22 protein-coding genes are annotated in these 22,652 nt (G+C 71.8%); 19 read left to right on the top strand and 3 right to left on the bottom strand.

Going from position 1 to position 22,652, the window contains the following annotated elements:
• Positions 1-36: 36 nt before the first annotated feature.
• Positions 37-528: an ATP-binding protein gene (locus tag ACRAS8_RS05370; protein ID WP_438484620.1), complete on the top strand. Its 492-nt coding sequence runs from the start codon at positions 37-39 to the stop codon at positions 526-528.
• On the opposite strand, the gene idi is transcribed toward ACRAS8_RS05370, so the two are convergent.
• A complete protein-coding gene (gene idi / locus ACRAS8_RS05365; protein WP_438484619.1) occupies positions 503-1,114 on the bottom strand; it encodes an isopentenyl-diphosphate Delta-isomerase in 612 nt (203 codons plus the stop codon). The two genes, ACRAS8_RS05370 and idi, sit on opposite strands and share 26 nt — an antisense overlap.
• 432 nt (positions 1,115-1,546) lie before the next feature.
• Here idi and ACRAS8_RS05360 point away from each other — a divergent pair, with 432 nt between their 5' ends.
• From ACRAS8_RS05360 to ACRAS8_RS05290, 15 genes are all read left to right on the top strand, one after another.
• The gene (locus ACRAS8_RS05360; RefSeq protein WP_438490351.1) at positions 1,547-3,367 is read left to right on the top strand and encodes a DUF5941 domain-containing protein; all 1,821 of its coding nucleotides are present in this window, start codon (positions 1,547-1,549) and stop codon (positions 3,365-3,367) included.
• Positions 3,364-4,107: a sugar phosphate nucleotidyltransferase gene (locus tag ACRAS8_RS05355; RefSeq protein WP_438484618.1), complete on the top strand. Its 744-nt coding sequence runs from the start codon at positions 3,364-3,366 to the stop codon at positions 4,105-4,107. The genes ACRAS8_RS05360 and ACRAS8_RS05355 overlap by 4 nt, the downstream gene beginning before the upstream one ends.
• Positions 4,095-5,156 carry an iron-containing alcohol dehydrogenase family protein gene (locus tag ACRAS8_RS05350; protein WP_438484617.1) on the top strand — a complete coding sequence of 354 codons (1,062 nt, stop codon included), beginning with the start codon at positions 4,095-4,097 and terminating at the stop codon, positions 5,154-5,156. Before ACRAS8_RS05355 ends, ACRAS8_RS05350 begins: the two co-directional genes overlap by 13 nt.
• Entirely contained in the window at positions 5,134-5,913 is a 780-nt protein-coding gene (locus ACRAS8_RS05345) for a CDP-alcohol phosphatidyltransferase family protein (protein WP_438484616.1), read from the top strand. The genes ACRAS8_RS05350 and ACRAS8_RS05345 overlap by 23 nt, the downstream gene beginning before the upstream one ends.
• 14 nt (positions 5,914-5,927) lie before the next feature.
• Complete coding sequence (locus ACRAS8_RS05340) at positions 5,928-6,818, top strand: glycosyltransferase family 2 protein (protein WP_438490350.1); 891 nt, start codon at positions 5,928-5,930, stop codon at positions 6,816-6,818.
• Between the two features lie 76 nt (positions 6,819-6,894).
• Positions 6,895-7,824 carry an ABC transporter permease gene (locus ACRAS8_RS05335; RefSeq protein WP_438484615.1) on the top strand — a complete coding sequence of 310 codons (930 nt, stop codon included), beginning with the start codon at positions 6,895-6,897 and terminating at the stop codon, positions 7,822-7,824.
• Between the two features lie 19 nt (positions 7,825-7,843).
• Positions 7,844-8,638 carry an ABC transporter ATP-binding protein gene (locus ACRAS8_RS05330; RefSeq protein ID WP_438490349.1) on the top strand — a complete coding sequence of 265 codons (795 nt, stop codon included), beginning with the start codon at positions 7,844-7,846 and terminating at the stop codon, positions 8,636-8,638.
• 450 nt (positions 8,639-9,088) lie between these two features.
• Positions 9,089-9,955, top strand: a complete 867-nt coding sequence (gene hpnC, locus ACRAS8_RS05325) for a squalene synthase HpnC (protein ID WP_438490348.1) — start codon at positions 9,089-9,091, stop codon at positions 9,953-9,955.
• A gap of 26 nt (positions 9,956-9,981) precedes the next feature.
• Positions 9,982-10,908 carry a presqualene diphosphate synthase HpnD gene (gene hpnD, locus ACRAS8_RS05320; protein ID WP_438490347.1) on the top strand — a complete coding sequence of 309 codons (927 nt, stop codon included), beginning with the start codon at positions 9,982-9,984 and terminating at the stop codon, positions 10,906-10,908.
• Between the two features lie 124 nt (positions 10,909-11,032).
• Positions 11,033-12,502, top strand: a complete 1,470-nt coding sequence (gene hpnE, locus ACRAS8_RS05315; protein WP_438484614.1) for a hydroxysqualene dehydroxylase HpnE — start codon at positions 11,033-11,035, stop codon at positions 12,500-12,502.
• Positions 12,499-13,614, top strand: a complete 1,116-nt coding sequence (locus tag ACRAS8_RS05310; RefSeq protein WP_438484613.1) for a polyprenyl synthetase family protein — start codon at positions 12,499-12,501, stop codon at positions 13,612-13,614. The genes hpnE and ACRAS8_RS05310 overlap by 4 nt, the downstream gene beginning before the upstream one ends.
• Positions 13,615-13,719: 105 nt before the next feature.
• A complete protein-coding gene (shc, locus tag ACRAS8_RS05305) occupies positions 13,720-15,717 on the top strand; it encodes a squalene--hopene cyclase (protein WP_438484612.1) in 1,998 nt (665 codons plus the stop codon).
• A complete protein-coding gene (locus tag ACRAS8_RS05300) occupies positions 15,717-16,370 on the top strand; it encodes a phosphorylase family protein (RefSeq protein WP_438484611.1) in 654 nt (217 codons plus the stop codon). Before shc ends, ACRAS8_RS05300 begins: the two co-directional genes overlap by 1 nt.
• 5 nt (positions 16,371-16,375) lie before the next feature.
• Entirely contained in the window at positions 16,376-17,401 is a 1,026-nt protein-coding gene (gene hpnH / locus ACRAS8_RS05295) for an adenosyl-hopene transferase HpnH (protein ID WP_438484610.1), read from the top strand.
• Between the two features lie 94 nt (positions 17,402-17,495).
• Positions 17,496-18,878 carry an aspartate aminotransferase family protein gene (locus ACRAS8_RS05290; protein ID WP_438484609.1) on the top strand — a complete coding sequence of 461 codons (1,383 nt, stop codon included), beginning with the start codon at positions 17,496-17,498 and terminating at the stop codon, positions 18,876-18,878.
• A gap of 78 nt (positions 18,879-18,956) precedes the next feature.
• Here ACRAS8_RS05290 and ACRAS8_RS05285 read toward each other — a convergent pair whose 3' ends face one another.
• Positions 18,957-19,766: a tyrosine-protein phosphatase gene (locus tag ACRAS8_RS05285; protein ID WP_438484608.1), complete on the bottom strand. Its 810-nt coding sequence runs from the start codon at positions 19,764-19,766 to the stop codon at positions 18,957-18,959.
• A gap of 274 nt (positions 19,767-20,040) precedes the next feature.
• On the opposite strand from ACRAS8_RS05285, the gene ACRAS8_RS05280 reads away from it, so the two are divergent.
• On the top strand, positions 20,041-20,841 hold the full coding sequence (locus ACRAS8_RS05280; RefSeq protein ID WP_438484607.1) for an SGNH/GDSL hydrolase family protein: 801 nt from the start codon (positions 20,041-20,043) through the stop codon (positions 20,839-20,841).
• Between the two features lie 61 nt (positions 20,842-20,902).
• Here ACRAS8_RS05280 and ACRAS8_RS05275 read toward each other — a convergent pair whose 3' ends face one another.
• Positions 20,903-21,370 carry an ATP-binding protein gene (locus tag ACRAS8_RS05275; RefSeq protein WP_438484606.1) on the bottom strand — a complete coding sequence of 156 codons (468 nt, stop codon included), beginning with the start codon at positions 21,368-21,370 and terminating at the stop codon, positions 20,903-20,905.
• A gap of 136 nt (positions 21,371-21,506) precedes the next feature.
• Between ACRAS8_RS05275 and ACRAS8_RS05270 the strand changes: the two genes are divergently transcribed.
• Positions 21,507-22,373, top strand: a complete 867-nt coding sequence (locus ACRAS8_RS05270; protein WP_438484605.1) for a helix-turn-helix domain-containing protein — start codon at positions 21,507-21,509, stop codon at positions 22,371-22,373.
• Between the two features lie 7 nt (positions 22,374-22,380).
• Positions 22,381-22,644, top strand: a complete 264-nt coding sequence (locus ACRAS8_RS05265; protein ID WP_221911991.1) for a DUF397 domain-containing protein — start codon at positions 22,381-22,383, stop codon at positions 22,642-22,644.
• Positions 22,645-22,652: the final 8 nt, after the last annotated feature.

Raw genomic sequence — 22,652 nt, 5'->3', positions numbered from 1 at the left:
CCGGACCGGACCATTCTCAACACTCGTCCTGTGAGGATGCCTTCCGGACCCCCCGCAGAACCCCCCGAGGAGCTGACCTCCCCGCTCGCGTACGAAGGTGTCTGGCGGTTCACCGCCCCGGCACTGGAGTCGTCGGTGCCCCACGCGCGCCACGCGGTCCGGGATCTGCTCGTCGAACAGCGCGTGCCGGTCGCCGACGCCATCCTGGACGGGTTGCTGCTGATCGTCTCCGAACTGGTCACCAACGCCGTCCGGCACGCCGCGCTGCTCTCCCCCCAGATCGCCGTCCAGCTCACCATCGGCGCCAACTGGCTGCGGATCGCCGTCGAGGACGACCACCCGTACCGCCCCAAGGCACTGGAGGCGGACGAGGACGACGTGGGCGGCCGCGGCCTGTGGCTGGTCAAGGTGCTCACCGCGGAGGTGGGCGGCAAGTGCGACGTGGAGCACACCCCGGCCGGCGGCAAGGCCATCTGGGCCGAGCTGCCACTGGCCCCGCTCGCTACCAGCCCGCCGACTGCCCGGTGAGCTCGCGGACCGCCGGACGCGCCGCGTCCAGCACGGTCATGAACCACGCGGAGAACGGCGCCCGGGCATGCCGCTCGGCCAGCTCCTCCGGCGTGACGAACGCGACCTCGGCGATCTCCTCGGGATCCGGCGCCGGCTCGGCCCGCAGCAGCCCCACGAACAGGTGGTTGTACTCCTGCTCCACCAGACCGGAGTCCGGATCGGGATGGTTGTAGCGCACCGTCCCCGCCTCGGCCAGCAGCGCCGGGGCCGCTCCCAGCTCCTCCGCGGTCCGCCGGGCCGCCGCCGCGAACGGCGTCTCGCCCGGATACGGGTGACCACAGCAGGTGTTGGACCACACGCCGGGGGAGTGGTACTTCGACAGCGCCCGGCGCTGGAGCAGCAGCCGCCCCTTCTCGTCGAAGAGGAAGACCGAGAACGCCCGGTGCAGCTGCCCCGGAGGCTGGTGCGCCGCGAGCTTCTCCGCGGTGCCGATCGTCGCGCCGTCCTCGTCGACCAGCTCCAGCATGATCGGCTCGGCGGCGCCGCCCGGCGCGCCCACCGCAGAGGTTCCGGCGGTCTGTGCGTTGGCAGGTGTGATCGGCATGCCCATCCTTGTCGTCGGTCGTCGACGTCAAGTCTGCCCCACCAGCGCTCCCCTCACTGGCAGAGCACCGCCCGCCGCCGCGCCTGCCGGTACCCGCGCACGCCGCCCGGGCGCTGCGCGCGCCTCCGGCATGGCCCTCGCCACAGCCACCCCGCGGCAACCGTGACCAGCCCCCGCATAACCGGCACCCGAGCCGGCGGCCAGTTGTTCCGGCCCGCCCCGATCCACCATGATGATCGCGGCAGGCTCAGCCGACGGTCACCCGATCGAGTGGTGAATACGTGGTGAACGGCCGCATCCCGCGATCGGATAGCCTCTGCCGACGTGCCTCCCGCCCCCAGGGACCGGGTGTGCCACGCCCGCCGCCCGGGTAGTTCGTGCCGAATGCGGACCGACCGGCGCTGCTCGTCAGCATCCAAGGAGTGAGTTCGTCTGTCGACCGCCATCCTCACCGGTCCGCCGGTCGCCGGGTCGTCGCTCGAAGCCGACCTGCGCACACTGGGTTTTGACGTCCGTACGGCCGGTGACGCCGCCGGCGCCACCGAGCTGCTCGCCGAGGTGCCCGCCCAGGAGCGGGTCGCCCTGGTGGACCCCCGCTTCGTCGGCCACCTGCACGCCCTGCGGCTCGCCCTGACCGACCCCCGCTTCCCGGCCGCCGCGGTGCCCGGCGTGCTCTCGGTCCAGGCCGGGGCCCGCGCTGCGCTGGACCGCGCGGCCGGCCGCATCCCGGTCGGCGCCGGCACCGCCCACCTGACCGACGTGCTCACCGACACCCTCACCGAGGCGCTCGACCGCGCCGACGTCGGACTGCACCGCGTCGAGCCGGGCAGCCTGGTCGCCACCCTCGCGCTGACCCCCGCCCAGCGGGAGGAGGCCCGCGAGGCGGTCGCCGCCGTCGACGACGAGGCGGTCCGGCTGCGCACCGCCGTGAAGTCCCGCGACGGCTTCTTCACCACCTTCTGCATCAGCCCCTACTCGCGCTACCTCGCCCGCTGGTGCGCGCGCCGCGGCCTCACGCCCAACCAGGTCACCACCGCGTCCCTGCTCACCGCGCTGATCGCGGCGGGCAGCGCGGCCACCGGCACCCGCGGCGGCTTCGTCGCCGCCGGCGTACTGCTGCTGCTCTCCTTCGTCCTGGACTGCACCGACGGGCAGCTGGCCCGCTACTCGCTCCAGTACTCGACGCTGGGCGCCTGGCTGGACGCCACCTTCGACCGCGCCAAGGAGTACGCGTACTACGCGGGGCTCGCCCTCGGGGCGGCCCGGGGCGGCGACGACGTGTGGGCGCTGGCGCTCGGCGCGATGATCCTCCAGACCTGCCGGCACGTCGTCGACTTCGCCTTCAACGAGGGCAGCGAATTCGAAGGCGGCGCCGGAGCCGCCGGCCCCGCGGTGGCGCTCTCCGACCGGCTCGACAGCGTCGGCTGGACGGTCTGGGTGCGCCGCATGATCGTGCTGCCGATCGGCGAACGCTGGGCCATGATCGCCGTCCTGACCGCGCTCACCACCCCGCGCATCGTCTTCTACGCCCTGCTCGTCGGCTGTGCACTGGCCGCCTGCTACACCACCGCCGGCCGGGTGCTGCGCTCCCGGGCCCGCCGCGCCCGGCGCACCGACCGGGCCGCCCGCGCGCTCGCGGACCTCGCCGACTACGGGCCGCTGGTCGAGCTGCTCACCGGCCGCGGCCGGGGCCGGGCGCGGACCGGTTCCCTCCTGGCACCCGTTATGGCGTTTCTCTCGTCCGCGGTGCTGCTGGTATGGGTGATCTCCCAGCCCGACCCCGCCACGTGGCTCACCGTCGGCGTCGCGGTCTGCTCCGCGCTGCTGGCCGCCGCGGCACTGTCCCGCCCGCTCAAGGGCGCCCTGGACTGGCTCGTTCCGCCCTTCTTCCGGGCCGGCGAGTACCTCACCGTCCTGGTGCTGGCCGCCCGGGCGGACGTCCACGGAGCGCTGCCCGCGGCGTACGGGCTGATCGCGGCGGTCGCCTACCATCACTACGACACGGTCTACCGCATCCGCGGTGGCACCGGGGCCCCACCGCGGTGGCTGGTCCGGGCGACCGGCGGGCACGAGGGACGGATCCTCGTGATCACCGTCCTGGCCGCCCTGCTGCCCGCCACAGGTTTCACGATCGCGCTCACGGCACTCGCTGTGGTCCTGGCGCTGCTGGTGCTCGCCGAGAGCATCCGCTTCTGGGTGGCCGCCCACACACACGGTGCACCCGCCGTACACGATGAAGGAGAACCCGCATGATCGGCCTCGTGCTGGCCGCCGGCGCCGGACGGCGTCTGCGCCCCTACACCGACACCCTGCCGAAGGCTCTGGTGCCGGTCGACGGGGAGACCACGATCCTCGACCTGACCCTCGGCAACTTCGCCGAGATCGGCCTGACCGAGGTCGCGATCATCGTCGGCTATCGCAAGGAGGCCGTGTACGAGCGCCGGGAGGCCCTGGAGCAGAAGTACGGCCTCAAGATCACGCTGATCGACAACGACAAGGCCGAGGAGTGGAACAACGCCTACTCCCTGTGGTGCGCCCGTGACGTGATCGCGGCCCACGACTCGGTGATCCTCGCCAACGGCGACACCGTGCACCCGGTCTCCGTCGAGAAGACGCTGCTCGCCGCCCGCGGCAACGGCCAGAAGATCATCCTCGCGCTGGACACCGTCAAGCAGCTCGCCGACGAGGAGATGAAGGTCGTCGCCGACCCCGCCAAGGGCGTCCAGAAGATCACCAAGCTGATGGACCCCGCCGAGGCGACCGGCGAGTACATCGGCGTCACCCTCATCGAGGGCGAGGCCGCCGCCGAGCTGGCCGACGCCCTGAAGACCACCTTCGAGCGGGACCCTGACCTCTACTACGAGGACGGTTACCAGGAGCTGGTCAACCGCGGCTTCAAGGTCGACGTGGCGCCGATCGGCGACGTCAAGTGGGTCGAGATCGACAACCACGACGACCTCGCGAAGGGCCGTGACATCGCATGCCAGTACTGACCCGCCTCATCCCGTCCCCGGTTGTCGTCGACATCAGCGCCGGCGCCCTGGACGACCTGGCGGGTCTGCTGGCCGACCAGCGCATCTCGGCTTCCGGCAAGCTCGCCATCGCGATCAGCGGCGGCTCGGGGGCCCGGCTGCGCCGGCGGCTGGCCCCCGCCCTGCCGGGCGCCGACTGGTACGAGGTCGGCGGCGGCACCCTGGACGACGCGATCAAGCTCGCCGACGCCATGAAGAAGGGGCACTACGACGCGGTCGTGGGCCTGGGCGGCGGCAAGATCATCGACTGTGCGAAGTTCGCCGCGGCGCGTATCGGCCTGCCGCTGGTGGCGGTCGCCACCAACCTCTCGCACGACGGCCTGTGCTCGCCGGTCGCCACCCTCGACAACGACGCGGGCCGCGGCTCCTACGGCGTGCCCAACCCGATCGCCGTGGTGATCGACCTCGACATCATCCGCGAGGCCCCGGTCCGCTTCGTCCGCTCCGGCATCGGCGACGCGATCTCCAACGTCTCCGCGGTCGCGGACTGGGAGCTGTCGCACCGGGAGACCGGCGAGGCGATCGACGGGCTGGCCGCGGCGATGGCCCGGCAGGCCGGCGAGGCCGTGCTCCGCCACCCCGGCGGCGTCGGCGAGGACGGTTTCCTCCAGGTGCTGGCCGAGGGCCTGGTGCTGACCGGCATCTCGATGTCGGTGGCCGGCGACAGCCGCCCGGCCTCCGGCGCCTGCCACGAGATCAACCACGCCTTCGACATCCTCTTCCCCAAGCGGGCGGCGAGCCACGGCGAGCAGTGCGGCCTCGGCGCCGCCTTCGCCACCCACCTGCGCGGCGACCGGGAGACCTCGGCGCTGATGGTCGAGGTGCTGCAGCGCCACGGCCTGCCGGTCACCCCGGGCGACATGGGTTTCACCGACGAGGAGTTCGTCCAGGCCGTCGAGTTCGCCCCGAAGACCCGTCCAGGGCGCTACACGATCCTGGAGCACCTGGACCTGTCCACCGACCAGATCAGGGACGCATACGCCGACTATGCCGAAACCATCAGTAGCTGAGCTCCGCCCGGTCGTTCACCCCGAGGGCGTGAAGGACCGGCGCAGCGGGGAGCACTGGGCCGGCCGCCTCTACATGCGGGAGATCTCGCTCCGCTGCGACCGGTACCTGGTCAACACCCGGGTCACGCCCAACCAGCTGACCTACGTGATGACCGTCTTCGGCGTGCTCGCGGCCCCGGCGCTGCTGGTGCCGGGCATCTGGGGCGCCGTGCTCGGCGTGGCCATGGTGCAGCTCTACCTCCTCTTCGACTGCATCGACGGCGAGGTCGCGCGCTGGAAGAAGCAGTTCTCGCTCGGCGGGGTCTACCTCGACCGGGTCGGTGCCTACCTCTGCGACGCCGCGGTGCTCGTCGGCTTCGGCCTGCGCGCCGCGGACCTGTGGGGCCCCGGACGGATCGACTGGCTCTGGGCGTTCCTGGGCACCCTGGCCGCCCTCGGCGCGATCCTGATCAAGGCCGAGACCGACCTCGTCGGCGTCGCCCGTCACCAGGGCGGCCTGCCGCCGGTCAAGGAGGCGGCGGCCGAGCCGCGTTCGTCCGGCCTGGCGCTGGCCCGTAAGGCGGCCGCCGCGCTGAAGTTCCACCGGCTGGTCCTGGGCATCGAGGCATCCCTGCTGATCCTGGTGCTGGCCGTGGTGGACCAGGTCCGCGGCGACCTGTTCTTCTCCCGGCTCGGCGTCGCGGTGCTGGCCGGCATCGCGCTGCTGCAGACCCTGCTGCACCTCGTGTCCATCCTCGCCTCCAGCAGGCTCAAGTGACCGCGGCGTCCACCATGCGGCTCGGTGCGGTTGTCCTGACCATGGGCAACCGCCCCGACGAGCTGCGCGCGCTGCTGGAGTCCGTCGCCAAACAGGACGGCGAGCCGATCGAGGTGGTGGTCGTCGGCAACGGCGCGCCGCTGCCCGAGCTGGCCGTGCCCGGGCTGGTCGTGCGGACGGTCGAGCTGCCGGAGAACGTCGGCATCCCGGCCGGCCGCAACGTCGGCATCGAGGCGTTCCGGAAGGACGGCCGGTACGGCTTCGACGTCGATGCGCTGCTGTTCCTCGACGACGACGGACTGCTGCCCCGCACCGACACCGCCGAGCTGTGCCGCGAGGCGTTCGCCGCCGACCCGGAGCTGGGCATCATCAGCTTCCGGATCGCCGACCCGGACACCGGCGCGACCCAGCGCCGGCACGTCCCCCGGCTGCGCGCCTCCGACCCGCTGCGCTCCTCGCGCGTGACCACCTTCCTCGGCGGCGCCAACGCGGTCCGCACCGCGGTGTTCGCCCAGGTCGGCGGTCTGCCCGACGAGTTCTTCTACGCCCACGAGGAGACCGACCTGGCCTGGCGCGCGCTCGACGCCGGCTGGCTGGTCGACTACCGGGCGGACATGATCCTGCACCACCCAACCACGGCCCCGGCCCGGCACGCGGTCTACCACCGGATGGTGGCCCGCAACCGGGTCTGGCTGGCCCGCCGCAATCTCCCCGCCCCGCTGGTTCCGGTCTACCTCGGTGTCTGGTTCCTGCTCACCCTCGCCCGCCGGCCGTCGCTGCCGGGACTCCGGGCCTGGCTGGGCGGTTTCCGGGAGGGCTGGGCCACCCCGTGCGGTCCCCGGCGCCCCATGAAGTGGGCTACCGTTTGGCGACTGAGCCGGCTGGGCCGCCCTCCCATCATCTGACAAGCTCGTATCTGAGAGCATCAGGCGCGAACCGGGGCGTCCCCGGCAGCGCACCTTGAGGACGAAAGTGTCAACTGTGAGCGAGACCACGCACGACAGTGCGGTCGCCATGAGTGCCCCGCCATCCGCCGACGAAGGACTCACGCCCCTTCAGCGTGCCCAGAAGTACGGACTGGCGCAGAGCGGGGCCCGGCCCGGCCTTGCGGAGTACGTCCGCCAGCTGTGGGCCCGCCGGCATTTCATCTCGGCCTTCGCCAGCGCCAAGCTGACCGCGCAGTTCAGCCAGGCCAAACTGGGCCAGGTCTGGCAGGTGGCGACACCACTGCTGAACGCGCTCGTCTACTACCTCATCTTCGGCATCCTGATCGGCACGAGTCGCGGCGTCCCGGACTACGTCCCGTTCCTGGTGACCGGTGTCTTCATCTTCACCTTCACCCAGAGTTCGGTGATGGCCGGTACGCGGGCGATCTCCGGCAACCTCGGCCTGGTGCGCGCGCTGCACTTCCCGCGGGCCTGCCTGCCGATCTCGTTCTGCCTCATGCAGCTCCAGCAACTGCTGTTCTCCATGGGCGTGCTGGTGGTCATCCTGCTGGCCTTCGGGCAGCTGCCCACCTGGTCCTGGCTGCTGGTGGTGCCCGCGCTGCTGCTCCAGTTCGTGTTCAACACCGGCCTGGCGATGATCATGGCCCGGCTCGGCAGCAAGACCCCGGACCTGGCGCAGCTGATGCCCTTCATCATGCGGACGTGGATGTACGCGTCCGGCGTGATGTTCAGCATCAGCGTGATCCTCAAGGGCAAGCACGTCCCGCACTGGATCGAGGTGCTGCTCTACGCCAACCCGGCCGCCGTCTACATCGACCTGATCCGGTTCGCGCTGATCGACAGCTTCAAGGCGAGCCAGCTCCCGCCCCACGTGTGGGCGTTCGCCCTCGGCTGGGCGGTGCTGGCCGGCGTCGCGGGCTTTGTGTACTTCTGGAAGGCTGAGGAGCGGTACGGACGTGGCTGAGCAGGTGGCCGAGCAGCAGATGGTGGAAGACGTCCGGCCGGCGGCGCCGGCGCAGGAGCGGATCCCGACCGTGATCGCGGACGAGCTGCACATCGTGTACCGCGTCTACGGCACCGGTGCGGGCAAGGGCAGCGCGACCGCGGCGCTCAACCGGATCATCCGGCGGCGCCCCTCGGCGGGCGTGCGCGAGGTGCACGCGGTCAAGGGGGTCTCCTTCACCGCCTACCGCGGCGAGTCGATCGGCCTGATCGGTTCGAACGGCTCCGGCAAGTCGACCCTCCTCAAGGCGGTCGCCGGCCTGCTCCCCGCCGAGCGCGGCAAGGTCTACACCCACGGCCAGCCCTCCCTGCTCGGCGTCAACGCGGCCCTGATGAACGACCTCACCGGCGAGAAGAATGTCCTCCTCGGCGGTCTGGCGATGGGCATGTCCCGCGAGCAGATCCGCGAGCGCTACGACGGCATCGTCGACTTCTCCGGCATCAACGAGAAGGGCGACTTCATCTCGCTGCCGATGCGCACCTATTCGTCCGGTATGGCGGCCCGGCTGCGGTTCTCCATCGCGGCCGCCAAAGACCACGACGTGCTGCTGATCGACGAGGCGCTGGCCACCGGCGACCGCGCCTTCCAGAAGCGCTCCGAGGCCCGCATCCGCGAACTGCGCAAGGAAGCGGGTACGGTCTTCCTGGTCAGCCACAACAACAAGTCGATCCGGGACACCTGCGACCGCGTGCTGTGGCTGGAGCGGGGCGAGCTGCTGATGGACGGCCCGACGGACGAGGTCATCAAGGCGTACGAGAAGGAGACGGGCAAATAGCCCATCTGCCGCAGAAGGCCCTCGCGAGTCCGGTTCGCGGGGGCCTTCGGGTGTGACGGAATGGTCAACTCCGTGGAAAGCGGGAACAGTTGGGTTCCCTGTGATGTTGACCGGATCGTTGCCCGGGCCCCGGGTACCCGCTCGGACGATTCACAGATGTACGGCGTAAGCTGTACGGGTACTGAACAGCACAAGTGGTGCAAAGTCGGGCAAAGTGCACCCAGGCGGGCGGCGAGGGCTCGATCGGAGCGCGTCGCCTGCTGCGGCGTGTCCGAAATGGGATGTTTTGGTCTGGCGGTGTAGAACGGGAGACGTGACGGCAATGGCTACTGGTTCGCTCCGGCTCCACAACACGCCGGGTAGCCCCCGGTGAGCCGAGGAGACGAGCAGGCGCGTCGCGCCTTCCTCCGGAGGGTGGCGGTGAGTGGCGGGAAGGACCACACACGCACCGTGCTCGATCAGGCCGCGCACGAGAATTTCCCGGTCGCACCGTTCTTCCTGCCCCGTGCCTGGCGTGCCGACCTGATGGCCCTGTACGGCTTCGCCCGTCTCGTCGACGACATCGGCGACGGCGACCTGGCCCCCGGCGGCGGCGACGCCGTCCTCCTCGGCCTGGACCGCGCCCAGTACGACGACCGCCCGGCACTGCTCGACGCCCTGGAGGCGGACCTGCACCGGGTCTTCAGTGACCGCGCCCCCGGCCCCAAGCACCCGCTGATGCGCCGCCTCGGCCCGACCGTCCGCCGCTGCGCGCTCAGCCCCGAGCCCTTCCTCGGCCTGATCGAGGCCAACCGCCAGGACCAGCGGATCAGCCGCTACGCCACCTACGGAGACCTGGCCGCCTACTGCGAGCTGTCCGCCAACCCCGTCGGCCGGCTCGTCCTCGGCATCACCGGCACCTCCAGCCCCGAGCGCATCCGCCTCTCGGACGCCGTCTGCACCGCGCTGCAGATCGTCGAGCACATCCAGGACGTGGCCGAGGACCTCGGCCGGGACCGGATCTACCTCCCCGACGAGGACATGAAGCGCTTCGGCGTCACCGAGGACGACCTGGCGGCGCCCACCGCCGGCGCCTCGGTGCGCGCACTGATCGCCTTCGAGGCGGAACGGGCCGGTGAGCTGCTGGATGAGGGCGCGCCGCTGGTGGGTAGCGTGCACGGCAGACTCAAGCTGCTGCTGGCTGGCTTCGTCGCCGGCGGGCGCGCCGCCCTCCGGGCGGTCGCCGCCGCCGATCACGACGTACTCCCCGGACCGCCCAAGCCGGCCAAGCTCAGCCTGCTGCGCGAGGTAGGGGCGACACTGCGACGAGAGGGGTGAGTCGGACCGTGGAGGCAACCGCACAGATGTCCGCGCCGGTGCTCGCTGCGTACCGCTACTGCGAAACGGTCACCGGGCAGCAGGCGCGCAATTTCGCGTACGGGATCCGGCTGCTGCCGGCCGACAAGCGGCAGGCCATGTCGGCGCTCTACGCGTTCTCCCGCCGGGTCGACGACATCGGCGACGGAGCCCTGGAGCCCGACGCCAAGGCCCGCCGCCTGGAGGACACCCGTGCCCTGCTCGCGCGTGTCAGGGACGGCCGGATCGCCGAGGACGACACCGACCCGGTGGCGGTCGCGCTCGCCGACGCCGCCCGGCGCTTTCCCATCCCGCTCGGCGGGCTGGACGAGCTGATCGACGGGGTGCTGGCGGACGTCCGCGGCGAGACCTACGAGACCTGGGACGAGCTCAAGGTCTACTGCCGCTGCGTCGCGGGAGCGATCGGCCGGCTCTCCCTCGGTGTGTTCGGCACCGTACCGGGCGCGCTCGACGCCGAACGCGCCCCGGAGTACGCCGATACGCTCGGGCTCGCGCTCCAACTCACCAATATTCTCAGGGACGTTCGCGAGGACGCGAGCAACGGGCGGACGTACCTTCCGGCCGAGGATCTCGCCAAGTTCGGCTGCTCGGCGGGGTTCCACGGCCCGGTGCCGCCGCCCGGCGCCGACTTCGCCGGCCTGGTGCAGTTCGAGGTCCGGCGGGCCCGCACGCTGTTCGCGGAGGGCTTCCGGCTGCTGCCGATGCTCGACCGGCGCAGCGGCGCCTGCGTGGCGGCGATGGCCGGTATCTACCACCGGCTGCTGTCGCGGATCGCCTCCGACCCGGAGGCGGTGCTCCGCGGCCGGGTCTCGCTGCCCGGCCGGGAGAAGGCGTTCGTCGCGGTGCGCGGGCTCTCCGGGCTCGACGCACGGGCGATCGGCCGCCGGCAGGCCCTGAGCAGGAGGCGTGGATGAGGTGCCGGACCGCGGCGTGGAGGTCGGGCCGCTCCGCGGAGGGCGGCCGCGGTCCGGCGCCGGTGCGGCAGGCAACCCTTCGCCGGACGGCTGCGTCCATGACGGGCGTAAGGGGGGAGAGCACATGACAGCGGGAACGACGCTGCCCGGGCGCGACTCCGCCCGCCCCTCCGGCCGTCCCGAAGGGGCGGCCGCGGTGGTCGTCGGGGGCGGACTCGCCGGCACCACCGCGGCGCTGGCCCTGGCCGACGCGGGCCTGCGGGTCACCCTGATCGAGGGCCGGCCGCGCCTGGGCGGCCTGGTCTTCTCGTTCCGCCGCGACTCCGCCGCAGGACCGCTCACCGTCGACAACGGCCAGCACGTCTACCTGCGCTGCTGCACCGCCTACGGCGACCACCTGGCACGGCTCGGCGCACAGGACCTGGCGCCCGTCCAGGACCGTATGGACGTACCGGTCCTGGACCCGGTCGGCGCCCGGGGCCGGGCGCGGCTCGGCCGGCTCCGCCGCACCGCGCTGCCGGTCCCGCTCCACCTCGCCAGGAGCCTGGCGCTCTACCCGCACCTCTCGCCCGCCGAACGTGCCGGCGTGGTCCGCGCCACCCTCGCCCTCGGCCGGCTGGACCCGGCCGACCCCGCGCTGGACGCCACCGACTTCGGCAGCTGGCTGCGCCGCCACGGCCAGAGCCCGCGCGCCGTCGAGGCGCTGTGGGATCTGGTGGGCATCGCCACCCTCAACGCCACCGCCGGCGACGCCTCGTTGGGGCTGGCCGCCAAGGTCTTCAAGACCGGTCTGCTCTCCGCCCCCGGCGCCGCCGACATCGGCTGGGCCCGGGTGCCGCTCGGCGACCTCCACGACACCCGCGCCGCCGCCGCGCTGCGCGAGGCCGGCGTCCGGGTCGCGCTGCGCACCCGCGCCGCCGCCGTCACCCGCGACGGCGCCGGCTGGCAGGTCGCGGTGGAGAACGGCCCGCACGGCCGGGAGACCCTCACCGCGGACACCGTCGTGCTCGCCGTACCGCAGCGCGAGGCGCACGCCCTGCTGCCCGACGGGGCGCTGCCGGCCAAGGACCGGCTGCTGGACATCGGCACCGCGCCGATCCTCAACGTTCATGTCGTCTACGACCGCAAGGTGCTGCGCCGCCCGTTCTTCGCCGCGGTCGGCTCCCCGGTCCAGTGGGTCTTCGACCGCACCGGCGCCTCCGGGCTGACCCGCACCGCCGGCCACGCACGCAGCCAGTACCTGGCCCTGTCGCAGTCCGCCGCACAGCAGGAGATCGACCAGCCGGTCGCCAAGCTCCGCGCCCGCTACCTCCCCGAGCTGGCACGGCTGCTGCCGGCCGCCCGGGGCGCCCGGATCCTCGACTTCTTCGTCACCCGCGAGCGCACCGCGACCTTCGCGCCCGCACCGGGCGTCGGCCGGCTCCGCCCGGCCGCCCGCACCCAAGTCCCCGGCCTGTTCCTGGCCGGTGCGTGGACCGCCACCGGGTGGCCCGCGACCATGGAGAGCGCTGTCCGCAGCGGCACCGCCGCCGCCCGTGAGGCACTCACCGAACTCGGCGTCCCCCACGGCCAGTTGCCACCGGAGGCGGCATGACCAGGCGTACGCGCGCTCGCACGAGCACAAGCATCGGAAACAGAGGAGAAACCGTGGCTTCCCCGGCTATCGACACCGCGAGCGTCACCGCGCTGCTGGAGCGCGGGCGGACACTCGCCACTCCCGTGCTGCGTGCCGCCGTGGCCAGGCTCGCCCCTCCCATGGACACCGTCGCCGCCTACCACTTCGGATGGATCGACGCGACCGGCAACCCCACCACCGGTGACAGCGGCAAGGCCGTCCGGCCCGCGCTCGCCCTGCTGTCCGCCGAGGTCGCGGGCCAGGCCCCCGAGGTCGGCGTGCCCGGCGCGGTTGCCGTCGAGCTGGTGCACAACTTCTCGCTGCTGCACGACGACCTGATGGACGGCGACGAGCAGCGCCGGCACCGCGACACGGTCTGGAAGGTGCACGGCCCCGCCCAGGCCATCCTCGTCGGCGACGCGCTGTTCGCGCTGGCCAACGAAATACTGCTGGAGCTCGGCACGGTCGACGCCGGCCGCGCCACCCGCCGGCTGACCCTGGCCACCCGCAAGCTGATCGACGGTCAGGCCCAGGACATCTCCTACGAGCACCGCGAGCGGGTCACCGTCGAGGAGTGCCTGGAGATGGAGGGCAACAAGACCGGCGCCCTGCTCGCCTGCGCGGTCTCCATCGGTGCCGTCCTCGGCGGCGCCGACGACCGCACCGCGGACATCCTGGAGAAGTACGGCTACCACCTCGGCCTCGCCTTCCAGGCCGTCGACGACCTGCTGGGCATCTGGGGCGACCCGGAGGCCACCGGCAAGCAGACCTGGAGCGACCTGCGGCAGCGCAAGAAGTCGCTGCCGGTCGTCGCCGCGCTCGCGGCCGGCGGGCCCGCCTCCGAGCGGCTCGCCGGCATCCTGGCCGCCGACGCCAAGAAGAGCGAGACCGAGATCGCCGACTTCACCGAGGAAGAATTCGCCTCCCGCGCGGCGTTGATCGAAGAGGCCGGCGGCCGCGAGTGGACCTCCCAGGAGGCCCGCCGGCAGCACGCCACCGCGGTCGCCGCGCTGGACGAGATCGACATGCCCGAAGCGGTCCGCGAACAGCTCGTCGCGCTCGCGGACTTCGTCGTCGTACGAGAGAGATGATGGCCATCAACACGCACTAGATCGCAGTCGCCGGCCGGCGCCGCTCCGGCGCCGGCCGACGGAATCCCTGAGCACGTCGACAGATTCACTGCAGAAGGGGAAGCCATGACAGCGACGACCGACGGCAGCACCGGGGCCCGCCCGTCCCGGGGCTCCTCGGCCACCAGGACCTCCGCCGTGCTGCAGGACACGGCGGAGGCCGCGCGGGAGGCGACCGCCCGCGCCACCGACCACCTGCTCTCCCTCCAGGACCCCGCCGGCTGGTGGAAGGGCGATCTGGAAACCAACGTCACCATGGACGCCGAGGACCTGCTGCTCCGTCAGTTCCTGGGCATCCAGGACCCGAAGCTCACCGAGGCCGCCGGCCGCCACATCCGCGGCGAGCAGCGCGAGGACGGCACCTGGGCCACCTTCTACGGCGGCCCCGGCGAACTCTCCACCACCATCGAGGCGTACGTCGCGCTGCGGCTGGCCGGCGACGAGCCGGACGCCCCGCACATGGCCACCGCCGCCGCCTGGATCCGCGCGCACGGCGGCATCGCCGCCGCCCGCGTCTTCACCCGGATCTGGCTCGCCCTCTTCGGCTGGTGGAAGTGGGACGACCTGCCCGAACTCCCCCCGGAGCTCATCTACTTCCCCAAGTGGTTCCCGCTCAGCATCCATGCCTTCGGCTGCTGGGCCCGGCAGACCATCGTGCCGTTGACCATCGTCTCGGCCCAACGCCCGGTCCGCCCGGCGCCGTTCGCCCTCGACGAGCTGCACGCCGACCCCCGGGAACCCAACCCGCCGCGGCCCCTCGCCCCCGCCGCGAGCTGGGACGGCCTCTTCCAGCGCCTGGACAAGGCGCTGCACCTGTACCACAAGGTCGCCCTGCGCCGGCCGCGCGCCGCCGCGATGCGTTCGGCCGCCCGCTGGATCGTCGAACGGCAGGAGAACGACGGCTGCTGGGGCGGCATCCAGCCCCCCGCCGTCTACTCGATCATCGCCCTGCACCTGCTCGGCTACGACCTCGACCACCCGGTGCTGCGGGCCGGCCTGGAATCCCTGGACCGGTTCGCGGTCTGGCGCGAGGACGGCGCCCGGATGATCGAGGCGTGCCAGTCGCCCGTCTGGGACACCTGCCTGGCCACCATCGCGCTGGCCGACGCCGGAGTGCCCGCCGACCACCCGCAGCTGGTCCGCGCCGCCGACTGGATGCTCGGTGAACAGATCGACCGGCCCGGTGACTGGTCCGTGCGGCGCCCCGAACTCCCCTCAGGAGGCTGGGCGTTCGAGTTCCACAACGACAACTACCCGGACATCGACGACACCGCCGAGGTGGTGCTGGCGCTGCGCCGGGTCCGGCACCCCGACCCGCTCCGGGTCGAGGCCGCCGTCGACCGCGCGGTCCGCTGGAACGCCGGCATGCAGTCGAAGAACGGCGCCTGGGGCGCGTTCGACGCCGACAACACCAGCCCGTTCCCCAACCGGCTGCCGTTCTGCGACTTCGGTGAGGTCATCGACCCGCCGTCGGCCGACGTCACCGCCCATGTCGTCGAGATGCTCGCCGAGGTCGGCCGGACGCACGACCCCCGCACCCGCCGCGGCCTGGCCTGGCTGCTGGCCGAACAGGAGCCGTGCGGCGCCTGGTTCGGCCGCTGGGGCACCAACTACGTCTACGGCACCGGCTCGGTGCTGCCCGCCCTGACCGCCGCCGGAATCCCCGCCTCCCACCCCGCGGTCCGACGGGCCGTCGGCTGGCTGGAGCGGGTGCAGAACGACGACGGCGGCTGGGGCGAGGACCAGCGCTCGTACCAGGACAAGGAGGGCTGGGCCGGGCGTGGCGCCTCCACCGCCTCGCAGACCGCCTGGGCGCTGATGGCGCTGCTCGCGGCCGGCGAGCGGGACGGCGAGGCGGTCCGCCGTGGGGTGGGGCGGCTGGTGGAGACCCAGCTGCCGGACGGCTCCTGGGACGAGCCGTACTTCACCGGCACCGGCTTCCCGTGGGACTTCTCCATCAACTACCACCTCTACCGCCAGGTCTTCCCGCTGACCGCCCTCGGCCGCTACGTCCACGGCGGACCGGCCACCGGCCAGGCCGCCGGGGCGGCGGTGGGGGACTGATGCCGAGACGGCCCCCGTCGGACGCGGAACCGCCGCTGCTGGTCGCCTGCGCGCTCGGCATCGAACGGTTCGCGCTGCGGGGCGGTGACCACGGGGCGGAACCGCCCGTGGTCACCCTGCGCACCGGCATGGGGCCGCAGGCGGCGGAACGCGCCGTGGCCGCCGCGCTGGGCGCCGGCTCGGCCACGGCGGGTTCCCCCGTCGTGGCCAGCGGATTCTGCGCCGGGCTGGCCCCCGGTACGCGGCCCGGGGACGTGATCGTCGCCGAGGCCACCCGGGGCCACCGGCCCGGCGCCCCCGAGGTGACCTGCCGGGACAACGGCCCCCTGGTGCGCGCCCTGCGGGAGCGCGGGCTGCGGGTGCACACCGGGCTGCTGCGCGGCTCCGACCACGTCGTACGGGGCGCCGAGCGGGCCGCGCTGCACGCCGAGGGGGCGATCGCGGTGGACATGGAGTCGGCCGCCACGCTCCGGACGGCGGTGCGCTGCGGCAGTCCCGCGGTTGCCGCCGTCCGGGTGGTCGTGGACGCCCCGGAACACGAACTCGTGCGCATCGGGACGGTACGCGGTGGAATACAGGCCTTCCGCGTGCTGCGCTCGGTATTTCCTGTTTTCTTTGAATGGCACCGTTCTTTGCTGCTCCCCAGGAGGTGAGCCAGATGGCCATGCCGCTCCGTCAGTCCATTCGGGTCGGAACCTATCTGTTTGAACAGAAAGTGCTGCGCAAGCGGGAGAAGTTCCCGCTGATTGTCGAACTGGAACCACTCTTCGCCTGCAATCTGAAGTGCGAGGGCTGCGGGAAGATCCAGCACCCGGCCGGCGTACTGAAGCAGCGGATGCCGGTGGCCCAGGCGGTGGGCGCGGTGCTGGAGTCCGGCGCCCCGATGGTCTCCATCGCCGGCGGCGAACCCCTGATGCACCCTCAGATCGACGAGATCGTGCGGCAGCTGGTGGCCCGCCGGAAGTATGTCTTCCTGTGCACCAACGCGATGCTGCTGCGGAAGAAGATGGAAAAATTCCGGCCCTCGCCGTATTTCGCCTTCGCGGTGCACATCGACGGAATGCGGGAGCGCCACGACGAATCGGTCGCGAAGGAGGGCGTGTTCGACGAGGCGGTGGCGGCCATCCGGGAGGCCAAGCGGCGCGGCTTCCGGGTCACCACCAATTCCACCTTCTTCAACACCGACACCCCGCAGACCGTCATCGAGGTCCTCAACTTCCTCAACGACGACCTGAAGGTCGACGAGATGATGCTCTCGCCCGCCTACGCCTACGAGAAAGCCCCCGACCAGGAGCACTTCCTGGGCGTCGAGCAGACCCGGGAGCTGTTCCGGAAGGCGTTCGCCGGCGGCAACCGGCAGCGCTGGCGGCTCAACCACAGCCCCCTCTTCCTGGACTTCCTGGAGGGCAAGGCGGACTTCCCGTGCACCGCCTGGGCGATCCCCAACTACTCCCTCTTCGGCTGGCAGCGCCCTTGCTACCTGATGAGCGACGGCTACGTCCCGACGTACCGCGAGCTGATCGAGGAGACCGACTGGGAGAAGTACGGCCGGGGCAAGGACCCGCGGTGCGCCAACTGCATGGCGCACTGCGGCTACGAGCCCACCGCCGTGCTGGCCACCATGGGCTCCCTGAAGGAGTCCCTGCGGGCGGCCAAGGAGACCGTCGGCGGCAACCGCGGATGACGCGGCGAGCGGAGCGCCGGCGGCACCGGAGCCTTCCGGTGCCGCCGGCCCGGCCCGGGGCGGCGCGGCCCGCCGCCCGTGAGGAGCACACCCCGTGACCGGATTCGACCTGACCAGGCTGCTCGCCGAACGCGGCGGCGAGCGCTACGAACTCCACCGCCGCCATCTGAACCACCAACTGCCGCGGATGCTGCAGACCATCGGCTTCGACAAGGTCTACGAACGGGCCGAGGGCGCCTACTTCTACGACGCCGACGGCCAGGACTACCTCGACATGCTCGCCGGCTTCGGGGTGATGGGCCTGGGCCGGCACCACCCGGTCGTCCGCCGGGCCCTGCACGACGTGCTGGACGCCCAGCTCGCCGACCTCACCCGCTTCGACTGCCCGCCGCTGCCCGGACTGCTCGCCGAGCGGCTGCTGCGCCACGCTCCCCACCTGGACCGGGTCTTCTTCGGCAACAGCGGCACCGAGGCCGTCGAGACGGCCCTGAAGTTCGCCCGCTACGCCACCGGTCGCCCGCGCGTCCTGTACTGCACCCACGCCTTCCACGGTCTGACCACCGGCTCGCTCTCGGTCAACGGCGAGGACGGCTTCCGGGACGGCTTCGCCCCGCTGTTGCCGGACACCGCCGTCGAGATGGGCGACCTGGCCGCGCTGGAGCGGGAGCTGAAACACGGCGACGTGGCGGCCTTCGTCGTCGAGCCCGTCCAGGGCAAGGGCGTCACCGTCGCGCCGCCCGGATTCCTGCGCGCCGCCCAGGAGTTGCTGCACCACCACAAGGCGCTGCTGATCGCCGACGAGGTGCAGACCGGTCTCGGGCGCACCGGCGACTTCTTCGCCTACCAGCACGAGGAGGGCGTGGCGCCGGACCTGGTCTGCGTGGCCAAGGCCCTCTCCGGCGGCTATGTCCCGGTCGGCGCCACCCTGGGCAAGGAGTGGATCTTCAAGAAGGTCTACTCCTCGATGGACCGGGTGCTGGTGCACTCCGCCAGCTTCGGCGCCAACGCCCAGGCGATGGCCGCCGGCCTCGCGGTGCTCTCGGTGATGGCGGACGAGAAGATCGTCGCCAACGCCCGGCACACCGGCGAGCTGCTGCGCTCCCGGCTGGCCGCGCTGGTCGACCGGTACGAGCTGCTGCACGAGGTGCGCGGCCGCGGCCTGATGATCGGCATCGAGTTCGGCCGCCCCAAGTCCCTTGGCCTGCGGAGCCGTTGGACGATGCTGCAGGCCGCCCGCAAGGGGCTGTTCGCGCAGATGGTCGTGGTGCCGCTGCTCCAGCGCCACCGCATCCTGACCCAGGTCTCCGGCGACCACCTGGAGGTCATCAAGCTGATTCCGCCGCTGATCATCGGTGAACGGGAAGTGGACCGGTTCGTCGAGGCGTTCACCGCCGTCATGGACGACGCCCACAGCGGCGGCGGCCTGATGTGGGACTTCGGGCGGACGCTGGTCAAACAGGCGGTCGCCAACCGCTGACCGCGCCCGGGGCGGTGGGCCGCAGGCGACGGCGGCCCGCCGGCCCCGGGAACCGTGCGGGACCCCGTCCCGCGGGCGTCAGTCCGTCAGCAGGCGGTGGCGCAGCTGCTCGCGGACGGCCGGGGAGAGCTTCAGGCCGTCGGTGAGGTAGGACTCGGTGGAGCCCCAGGTCTCCTCGATCGCGTCGAAGGCGGCGGTGAGGTAGTCGATGTGCGCGCCGAACAGCGGCGCGAGCAGCTCCTGGATCTCCGGCGACATCCCGGCCGGCGAGTTGTCCGAACGGCGGACCCTGTAACGTCCGCTGGGGTCGTTGGACTTGAGGTAGTCCTCCTCGATGGCGTCCCGCTCCACGCCGACCGCGAGCAGGGTGACCGCGATGGTCAGGCCCGCGCGGTCCTTGCCGGCCGCGCAGTGCATCAGCGCCGGCACGCTGTCCTCGGCGAGTGCGTGCAGCACCCGGCTGTGGTCCGCGGTGCGGGTGGTGATGATCTCGCGGTAGGTGTGGGCCATGCGCCCCGCGGCCTTGCCGTCGCCGAGCGCGACCCGGAGGTGGTCCAGCTCGCCGTCCCGTACCATCGTCCAGAATTCCGCGCCGTCGGCCGGGTCGGTGAGCGGGATGTTGACGTTCCGCACGCCGGGCAGGGTGACGTCGGGGCCCTCCAGCTTGATGTCGGCGGCGTTGCGGAAGTCGAAGACGGTGTGCAGCCCGAGGCCGGCGAGGAACGTGGCGTCCGCCTCGGTGGCGTGCGCGAGGTGGCCGCTGCGGAAGAGCCGACCGTGCCGGATGCGACGCCCGTCGACGGTCGGCAGCCCGCCCACGTCGCGGAAGTTGCGCACCTCCGCGAGCTTCGGCTGGGACTGGGGGACCTGCGGCGTCTGCTGCGTCACGGGCGCTCCTCGGGGTCGGCCGCCGACGCTGCTCGTCGACGAGACAGGGCTCCTTCGACGATACGACATTGGTGCAATGCGCAATCAGGTGGCAATGCCGTGAAACACCGGCGCAACGGCGCGCATGATGCCCTACTCGTGGCGCTGAAGCAGCACCTTCCGATCGATCCTTATTCCAACTTGGGCAGAATTTGACCTGGTGGTATTAATCACCTCTCGTCAACCCCTGGTTACGGTGGCGTAGGTCACTTCTCGCGGTGAAGTATGTCCTGACGTGGCAGACGATTCGAAGAACATCAGCAACGGCGCCCAGAGCGCCATCGGGTCGTACGCAGCCGTCGGGGACAGCTTTACCGAGGGGGTCGGAGATCCCGGTCCGGACGGGGCGTACATCGGCTGGGCGGACCGGCTCGCGGTTCTCTTGGCCGACCAGCGGAACGAGGGGGACTTCCGCTACGCGAACCTCGCCGTGCGGGGGCGGCTCCTGGACCGGATCATCGAGGAGCAGGTGCCCCGGGCGAAGCAGCTCGCCCCCGAGCTGGTGACGTTCTGCGCCGGCGGCAACGACATCCTGCGACCGGGCTCGGACCCGGACGCGGTGGCCGAGCGGTACGAGGCGGCGGTGGCCTCGCTGCGCGAGACGGTCCCGACGGTGCTGCTGTGCACCGGTTTCGACACCCGGGGCGTCCCGGTCCTCAAGCACCTGCGTGGCAAGATCGCCACGTACACCGCCCATGTCCGGGCCATCGCCGACCGGCACGACTGCCCGGTGCTCGACCTGTGGTCGCTGAAGTCCGTCCAGGACCGCCGGGCGTGGAGCGAGGACCGGCTGCACCTCTCGGCCGACGGCCACACCCGGGTGGCGCTGCGCGCCGCGCAGGTGCTGGGCCTCGCGGTGCCGGCCGACCCGGACCAGCCGTGGCCGCCGGAGACGGAGCGGACCGCCGCCGAGGCGCGGCGGGACAACATCCACTGGGCGCGCGAGCACCTCGTACCGTGGATCGGCCGCCGGCTGCGCGGCGTCTCCTCCGGCGACGACGTCGCGCCCAAGCGGCCCGACCTGCTGCCGCTGTAGCCCTTTTCCGGAACGTAAGGAACGGAAGGCCCCGTGCCGCCCCCGTGGCGGAGCGGGGCCTTCAGTGCGTCGCGGGCGTGGTGCGGTACGGCAGGTCGGCCCAGACCACCTGGCCCCGGCCGCCGTCGTCGGGGCGGGTGCCCCAGCTGTCGGAGAGCGCACCGACCAGGAACAGGCCGCGCCCGCCCTCCTGGTCGGGGGAGCCGAGCCGGGCGTGCGGTGCGGAGCTGCAGGGGCCGCCCTCGTCGGTGATCTCTATCCGTATGTGCGCGCCGACGACCGCGATCTCGCAGCCGACCTTCTCGCTGTCGGTGTGCCGCACCGCGTTGGTGAACAGCTCGGTGACCACCAACTCCACGTCATCGCGGACCTGTTCGGCGGCGCCCCACTCGCGCAGCAGCGTGCTGACGCGCTTGCGCGCCTCGGGCACGGACGTGCACCGCGCCGGCAAGTGGAACGCGTCCTGCGGGCTCTGGGCGAGGAAACCCCCGCATCGCCCTAACGACGGAGCGTTTTTGTAGGAAGCCACGACACAACTATGTGCGATGTTGCTCACCGTTGGCAAGGATCACTCTGTAATTTGCAGAATTAAAAGTGCAGTCTGTTCGAGCTGATGACGGCATGACACACTGCTGAACACTGAAGCTGGTTGGAGGGGATCGGACGTGGCGGACCCACGGTCTGCAGGTGCACCGACCGTCCTGCGGGTGGTGCTCGGCAAGCGACTGCAGGATCTGCGGGAGAGGGCGGGGCTCTCCTTCGAGCAGGCGGCGGGCGCACTGGATGTGACGCACGCCACGATACGGCGCATGGAAAAGGCCGAGGTCGGCCTCAAGATCCCTTACGTCGAGAAGCTGTTGGCGACCTACGGCGTCACCGACCAGGGCGAGATCGACGGCTTCCTGTCCCTGGCCCGCGAGGCCAACCGCCCCGGCTGGTGGCACCGCTTCCGCGACGTCCTCCCCGAGTGGTTCAGCGCCTTCGTCAGCCTGGAGAGCGAAGCCAACCTCATCCGCTCCTACCAACCGCACTACGTCCCCGGTCTGTTGCAGACCGAGGACTACGCCGCCGCCGTGCTGCGCGCCGGAATGCCGCACGCCGCCCCCGCCGACATCGACCGCATCGTGGCCCTGCGTATGGAACGCCAGGCGCTGCTCACCCGCGAGAACGCCCCGATGCTGTGGTCGGTCATGGACGAGACCGTGCTGCGGCGGCCCATCGGCGGAACCAAGGTGATGCGCGACCAGATCACCCGGCTGATGGAAGCCACCTCGATGCCGAACGTCCGGCTCCAGGTGATGCCGTTCGCCGCGGGCCCGCACCCCGCCATGTACGGGCCGTTCCACATCTTCCGCTTCCCGATCCCGGAGCTCCCGGACATCGCGTACGCGGAAAGCCTCGTCGGAGGCGTGTACTTCGACCAGCGCAACGACGTCTCGCAGTTCCTGGAGGCCCTGGACCGGATGTGTGCGCAGGCCGCGCCGGCACACACCACCGAGGCCATTCTGGGTGGCTTTCGCAAGGAGATCTGAACCCCCCATGGATCGCATACGCATCTACAACGGCATGCCCGCCAACGAGCTGGGCACGGACGGCTGGCACAAGCCCTGGAGCGGCGGAAACGGCGGCGAGTGCGTCGAGGCCATGCGCCTGCGCGACGGCCGGGTCGCCCTGCGGCAGTCCACCGACCCGGACGGTCCCGCACTGATCTACACCCACCGCGAGATGGTCAGTTTCATCGAGGGCGCGAAGGCCGGCCACGCCGACTTCCTGCTCTCCGCCGCGCCGTGCCCGGCGCACTGAGGGAGGAG

Origin of the sequence: Streptomyces sp. S186 (assembly GCF_051603415.1) — a bacterium.
Taxonomy (GTDB): Bacteria; Actinomycetota; Actinomycetes; order Streptomycetales; family Streptomycetaceae; genus Streptomyces.
This window is presented reverse-complemented; position numbering and strand designations above follow the sequence as displayed.